The following is a 6,090-nucleotide window of genomic DNA, read 5'->3' as shown; positions in this document are numbered from 1 at the left end:
ATAAATTCCCGCACCCAAAATGTCACCCACTCCGTAAATCACTAGAGTTGGTAATCCAAAAACTCGCTTGAGTGAATCTGCTTCTAGTTCATTTGTTTTCATACAACCCCTGAGAGTTTTTTATTCAAATACTAACTTTTAAACATCTTTGTTCTAATGATGAGAGCTATTTCTTCTCGTTGTATTGTCTCATCCATCACGGCTTGGAAATCCGGGAGTAAGCCAGAAGCACAACAGACCAAGTTGGGGGTTTGAGTGGGCAAGACGGCAAAGGATTGTTTCGAGCTTTATTTTCTAACATTATGGCTAGAATCATCAGTTTTGTCTGAAAGTCTTATGTAGCAAAGATTATTGTTTTTCCTTCGGAGAGAGTGATGGAAAAGCGTTAGGTGAGGTGGATAAGCTCTTGAGGCAGAAGAAATAAAACAGTGTATTCAGGAGGGTTGCGGTAGTAAAATCTACTAAAAATTTCTCTTTACTCCCCCTGCTCCTCTCTGCCTAAGAAAGCTCATTTCACGATGATCTAACTTTTTGGGTGGCCGCCGAGATACCTGCAAAAAGAGACACGTTGTAAATAAATATTGCAAACAATCCTTTGTTGATTTACTAACTTGCCCAAAAATGATACTAGATGAATCAAACTTTTGCACGGTAAAACCAAGCTTTCACCCCTTTTTGTCCTTGACACTTGCCCATAAATGACCCTTTTAGGGAATGTCTTCATTTGAATAGTCAGGTTTCGGTTGAGGCTGAAACGACGGTAAATCAAGGTTTTTGACAATTGACTTTACAAAACTTTACAACGTGTCCCAATTTGCACGTATCTCGGCGGATACCCTTTTTGGCGTTGATCCCAAAAAACTCCAGGAGGGAGAGGTTGGGGCTGGATTGCTACCCAGTCAAGGGAAAATAACGAAAATCTACTACTAGGTGGTGGCAGTGGTAAAGTTGGTGAACCACCATTAATAGATTGAGCTTCAGTGTCTGTAAGTTGAATTTCTTGAAGATAGATATCTTCAATGGCTAGTTTTTTGAAGTTTGGTATCATAACTTTTTGATCAATTAATATCTGATAATTCTGATGCTGTTGGCTGTTGTTCGGAGTTAATGAATTCGGTCTTAGGTGGTTTTCCTATTGTTTTAGGAGGTTGTGGTCTATTTTTTGTAGGTTGTGAGTTATGATTCTCGCTCATATTAATTTATCTCCTTTGTAGTTTTAATCATTTGATAAAGGAAGAAGTTCAGTCAGGAGGTAGAAAATTCGTGTGATGACGATTATGACTTCAAGGGATGTCATCTCAATTCCGTAATCAACAGAAAATTTTCTTAAAGCTTTACGTTGAATGTTATTACCCGGTTAAATTTAGCCCACCATCAGCCAAGAAAATTTCTTATGTAGTTTGAAACAGTGTGATGCGTTGAAAACAAAGAATGCAAAGTTTTGTAATAATTATTTTGACTTGATGCAAAAAAATTGAATTTTGGGGTGAAAGCTTAGTACACCTAGCCACACCCAACATAGGAGCACGATTATGAATTTAACAAATCCCCCTGAAAACGTGATTAATTGTTTGCAGACTATTTTGGATGCAATTGCTGTGGGAAATTACGAACTTTTTCTTACTGTGGGTGATTCGGACTACAAAGCAGGCATTACCGAAGAAATGTTTGATGCAGTTAGCTCCCAGCTAGCTCCACAGATGTCTGAGGGTTATAAAATTACTTACTTCGGTCATCTTATACAACAAGGTTATCAAACCTATCTGTGGAAACTAAGCTTTGTGGATGGCAAAGATGAATTTGCGGCACGTATGACTATGAATAGGAACAAAGTTAGTGGCATTTTAATTACATGACGTATCTCATCTCACCATTCATCATTAGGGCGTGTCATCAATTAGGTAAACTGGAATCAGAACTGCTGAAAAAAATAAACACTCTTAAAAACGATGACGTGCCGATAAATATTTTTACTCGGATGACTGGTAACAATATTTTTAATATTGATGGCTTAGTTCGTACTAATGGCACAGCTAATCTGTTTTATGTAAATCCCAATGGTATTGTTTTTGGCTCTTATAGCAGGTTAAATGTCGGCGGTTCGTTTGCAGCAACCACTGTCTTGAATAAACCATTTAGATAAAGTACCCAACAAAGCAATGATGACTGGTTTTACCCAACTTAAACCCCAGTTCGTAACTCATTTAGGATTGCTATATCAAAAGTTTTATTTAATTTATTTGACTTGTATGAATATTAATCAGCCGCTTCAGTACATTCTTAAATTATGCCTTCTGGCAACAATTATTAACAGTTTACCTGTCAATGTTGTTGCTGCTGAAGTACAAACTTTTGGACAAGCTGGTAGAAATGGTGTAGACGGTCGGTCTGGACGAGATGGGAACTCTGCTACCGAGCAAATAATTCGCGCTAGCGAACAACTACAAACGATTGACCTCTCCGGTACGGATGGCGAAGCGGGAGAATCTGCTATTTCTGGTGAACAAGCTTCTGGATGCCAACAGCCCCAGAATGTGACAGTGAATGTATGCGGTGCTGAAGGCGGCAATGGCGGTAATGGTGGTCATGGGGGTCATGGTGGTCATGGCGGTAATGCTACTGTTTACTTTGAGTCATTATCTCAACTTAAGAATTTGGTGTTACGTAATCGGGGCGGGAGGGCAGGTGTTGCAGGAAAGGGCGGACAAGCAGGTAGTGGATGTAACTGTACTCAACCGCGCTGGACTGTAAACTATTGCACTTGGGCATTGATGGCGCAACAAATCAATGTAGCTAATGCCGAGTGGAAAGAAATTAAAAGAGAATTATTTCGCTGTTCGGGTGATGCGTTCTACGACGAACAACAAAATCGACCCCAGCAGCTTGCAAATTTAGATCCAAACTACCGCTATGGCTGGAGATATATTGGTCTATCACAGCAGAAAGATTTTACTTGTGAGAATGGCCTTATTGGTCAACTGGGACGCAACGGTAGAGATGGGGAATCTGGTAGTTACGGCCAAGTATTGTTAGTCAAGGGTACAGAAATTCCTCAAGAACAAATTAGTTATAGCAATCGCGTTAGCCTGTTAGTTGATCGAAGCATTAGGCTGATCAAGAAAAATTTGTCGAAAAAAACGGGACTACGGAGTTTACTTGGTACTGGCTCGGATGTCCGAGATAGTTATCGTTTACTAGAAACCGTCCAAAGTTCTTTTAAAATGTCTTGGCAAACTGTTAAACGCCCACAAGATTTAGGAGATCCTCTGCTAAAAACTGAAATTACTGAATCGGGGAAATTGCAATTTTATATTCCAGGCACATTGGATTATATTCTCAATAATTCGCAAAACCAAACCGAAATTGCGATTACCGGAGGTATTCACCCTAAACGTTTAGGACGTTTTAAATTTATTGGATTTGATCGCTTCCCCGATCCCCGCAATTTTACTCTTTTAGATGAAGGTAAGCTTCTGGGCGAGTTAAAAACGGTTAAATTGACAATTATTTTGTCCCAGAACAACTCCAAAGTCAGCGAGATGTCTTACCCACTTGTTCCACATCGACCCTATCCTCACTGGGCCGATGCTTATCAGATCAATTTGGGCGCGAACTTTGATCCTTGGCTTAAACCAGGGCAACCTGTTGAGTATGAAATTCTCATTGAACAAACTACCCGTTCTGGAGTCACCTATACATCTGGAATGAAAATTGGTTTCGTTGTAGATAAAGCTTCTCATTCTCCCGATATTCAATACTACTCAGGAACGACACTAACAAATCTCTTAAGGCTTATAAATAAGTAAGCAGTAAAAGTTTCGGAATTCAGCATTTTAACAAGGAGATTTTAAGTAAGGATTCAGGTCTAATATTTAGGAAGCAGTGATGGCCGAGACAGATAATTATTAGAATTAGTTAGCAGTGCTTGTGCAAAAAAGTCAATCACAGACCTACCTTGACGGCAGCAGGTTTGCACCACAGTCAACAAATTGGCAGTATGTTGAAACCGCTCCATTGAACGGGAACCACCGCTAACCTTACGTTTTGTCACAGCCAAACGAAGTGATCGTTCAGCGAGATTGTTATCAGGGGGGACTTCAGGGTAGTCAAGAAAATACCACCATTGATTTGCTTTATCGCGCAAAGAACGTAAAAGGTGGCCTGCCGTCGCTCCTGCATTGTCAATCCACTGATTGAGTGAGGAGTGCAACTTAGCTTTGAATTGATTGACCCAATCGTTATAACTACTTGAATCAAGAGTCTTAAACCATTGAGCATAACTGCTAAAAGCTTCATCAATTAAATCAACAAAAGCTTCACCGATAGCTTGGTTGTGAAGACCTGGAAGTATAATTAGTTTTTTGAAGTGACGGCGTAGATGTGCTAAACATTTCTGCTGGGCAACAACTTGATAGCCATTGTAAACACTAAAATCGTCACTGCTGAGTACCCCTGCATATTTAGCCCCTAAAATCGTTTCTAATTCGGATCGTGAACGAGTGTCAGCCGCAGTAAACAGGCAGAAATCAGAATTGGCAACTACCCACAACCATTCTTTGACTCCTTTAACTGACCAAGGTGTTTCATCCACATGGATGTTAGGTTGTGTCTGTTTTACCCAATTACTTAATTCAATAATGCTTGGTTCAATCGCTTGAGTTATTCGTTCATTAGTTGTGACTAACGTTCCTAGCCCAATATGAATTTGTCCCAGTTCCCATAACATTTCTTGCTGTTTTTCGTAGGGCATATGTGCATAATTATTTACCCATCCCAAAAACGCCTGTAATCTAACTCCTAAATCTTGCCCTGGAACGATATCTGGCGACCATGAGGCTGTTTGTATATTTCCACAGCATTCACACACGCACGTATGGCGTTGATACTCCACTATTTCAATGGGACGTTCCACTAATTGTGCTACAGACTGTTTTTCTACTTTTACTGCCACGGTTGCAAATGCTTTTTGACCGCAGTAAACACAATCTTCTGGACGTAAGATTTCATAACGATCTACTCTGCTAAAACCCTTACGCGTTTTTCCCTGATGCCCTGGTTGCCCGCCTGGTTTCCTTTTTGGAGCCTCACTCTCCTCTGGTTTATCCTGCTGTTTATTCTCTGTTTTTTTGAGGATATCTCCCGATGGTGGTTTCGATGATGTAGAGCTATCTAAATCTCTACTGACCTTGAGTTTCTCTATTTTTTCTTCTAGTTCTAAAATTCTGGAGTTAAGTTTCTCTATAGCGATCGCCTGCTCAACAATTATGTCCACCAGTTGTTCCGGAGCTAACTGGAGAAGGGTTTCATGCTCTAATTTCAGAAACAGGTCTTTTCCCATAATTGTGATATTCCGCCTCAGATGTCACATTTGTCAATACCTCTTGACCTGAATCCTTACGATTTTAAATACACTTTGGACACAAATATTATGGATGCAAAAGAACGAAATTGGGATTATTGTACTAACCATTTGCTCAATTGGCATGGAATTTGGACGCGATATACACCAGTTGGTGATGTCAGTAGACGCGAAGCGGCTTGTCGTCAGACATCGCCAGCAACTTCTTAATTTACCTGGGGTTTTTACTGAGAGATACCGACTTTCGTTTGTATAATAGGGACTTACGAGTTTGGATTTCTGAATATCAGTGTGGGACTTATACTGATTTGATGGTTGTTAAGGGCGAACCAGAATTCAATTGTGTACGCAATGATGAAATTCTCAATCCAATGCTGATTGTGGAAGTTTTATCGCCTTCTACTGAAGCTTATGATCGAGGGGACAAGTTCAGAAAATATCGCTCGATTGCCAGCTTTTGTGAATATCTGCTTGTGAGCCAAACTGAACCATACATTGAGCAGTATCATAACGCGGGATGGTAACAGTAACGATCGCAGGGTAAACGCAAGTTCACTCTCACCTTGAGAGGACGATTGTTCTGCACAGTTTAAACGTAGAAATTCCCCTGACTGAAATCTATCGTCGCATTAATTTTTAAGGCTGCTTAACTCTCTTGGAACTGATTAATGGGACTCGTGACTAAAAGAAGCACTCCCAAGGAAGCTAGAAAAAGCAACTAGCATCCAACC

General features: G+C 40.3%; 8 protein-coding genes. 5 read left to right on the top strand and 3 right to left on the bottom strand.

The window, feature by feature from the left end; translation table 11 throughout:
- Positions 1-787 precede the first annotated feature (787 nt).
- Both VE944_RS01155 and VE944_RS01150 read right to left on the bottom strand, forming a co-directional pair.
- Positions 788-1,048 (bottom strand): hypothetical protein, encoded by a 261-nt coding sequence (locus VE944_RS01155; RefSeq protein ID WP_324971097.1) that lies wholly within the window; start codon positions 1,046-1,048, stop codon positions 788-790.
- A 10-nt stretch (positions 1,049-1,058) separates the two neighbouring features.
- Complete coding sequence (locus tag VE944_RS01150) at positions 1,059-1,193, bottom strand: hypothetical protein (RefSeq protein WP_263984186.1); 135 nt, start codon at positions 1,191-1,193, stop codon at positions 1,059-1,061.
- A 339-nt stretch (positions 1,194-1,532) separates the two neighbouring features.
- On the opposite strand from VE944_RS01150, the gene VE944_RS01145 reads away from it, so the two are divergent.
- The 3 genes from VE944_RS01145 to VE944_RS01135 are packed head-to-tail and all read left to right on the top strand — an operon-like array spanning position 1,533 to position 3,806.
- On the top strand, positions 1,533-1,856 hold the full coding sequence (locus VE944_RS01145) for a hypothetical protein (RefSeq protein ID WP_324971093.1): 324 nt from the start codon (positions 1,533-1,535) through the stop codon (positions 1,854-1,856).
- Complete coding sequence (locus tag VE944_RS01140) at positions 1,853-2,143, top strand: two-partner secretion domain-containing protein (RefSeq protein WP_324971091.1); 291 nt, start codon at positions 1,853-1,855, stop codon at positions 2,141-2,143. Before VE944_RS01145 ends, VE944_RS01140 begins: the two co-directional genes overlap by 4 nt.
- Before the next feature lie 16 nt (positions 2,144-2,159).
- Positions 2,160-3,806: a hypothetical protein gene (locus VE944_RS01135; protein WP_324971089.1), complete on the top strand. Its 1,647-nt coding sequence runs from the start codon at positions 2,160-2,162 to the stop codon at positions 3,804-3,806.
- Positions 3,807-3,865: 59 nt separating this feature from the next.
- Here VE944_RS01135 and tnpC read toward each other — a convergent pair whose 3' ends face one another.
- Positions 3,866-5,338 (bottom strand): IS66 family transposase, encoded by a 1,473-nt coding sequence (gene tnpC / locus VE944_RS01130; protein WP_324971087.1) that lies wholly within the window; start codon positions 5,336-5,338, stop codon positions 3,866-3,868.
- A gap of 90 nt (positions 5,339-5,428) precedes the next feature.
- Between tnpC and VE944_RS01125 the strand changes: the two genes are divergently transcribed.
- Both VE944_RS01125 and VE944_RS01120 read left to right on the top strand, forming a co-directional pair.
- Entirely contained in the window at positions 5,429-5,569 is a 141-nt protein-coding gene (locus tag VE944_RS01125; protein WP_324971085.1) for a DUF3598 family protein, read from the top strand.
- The gene (locus VE944_RS01120; protein ID WP_324971083.1) at positions 5,539-5,883 is read left to right on the top strand and encodes a Uma2 family endonuclease; all 345 of its coding nucleotides are present in this window, start codon (positions 5,539-5,541) and stop codon (positions 5,881-5,883) included. The genes VE944_RS01125 and VE944_RS01120 overlap by 31 nt, the downstream gene beginning before the upstream one ends.
- Positions 5,884-6,090: the final 207 nt, after the last annotated feature.

The sequence above is a fragment of the Nostoc sp. genome (assembly GCF_035638895.1).
GTDB lineage: Bacteria > Cyanobacteriota > Cyanobacteriia > Cyanobacteriales > Nostocaceae > Nostoc.
This window is presented reverse-complemented; position numbering and strand designations above follow the sequence as displayed.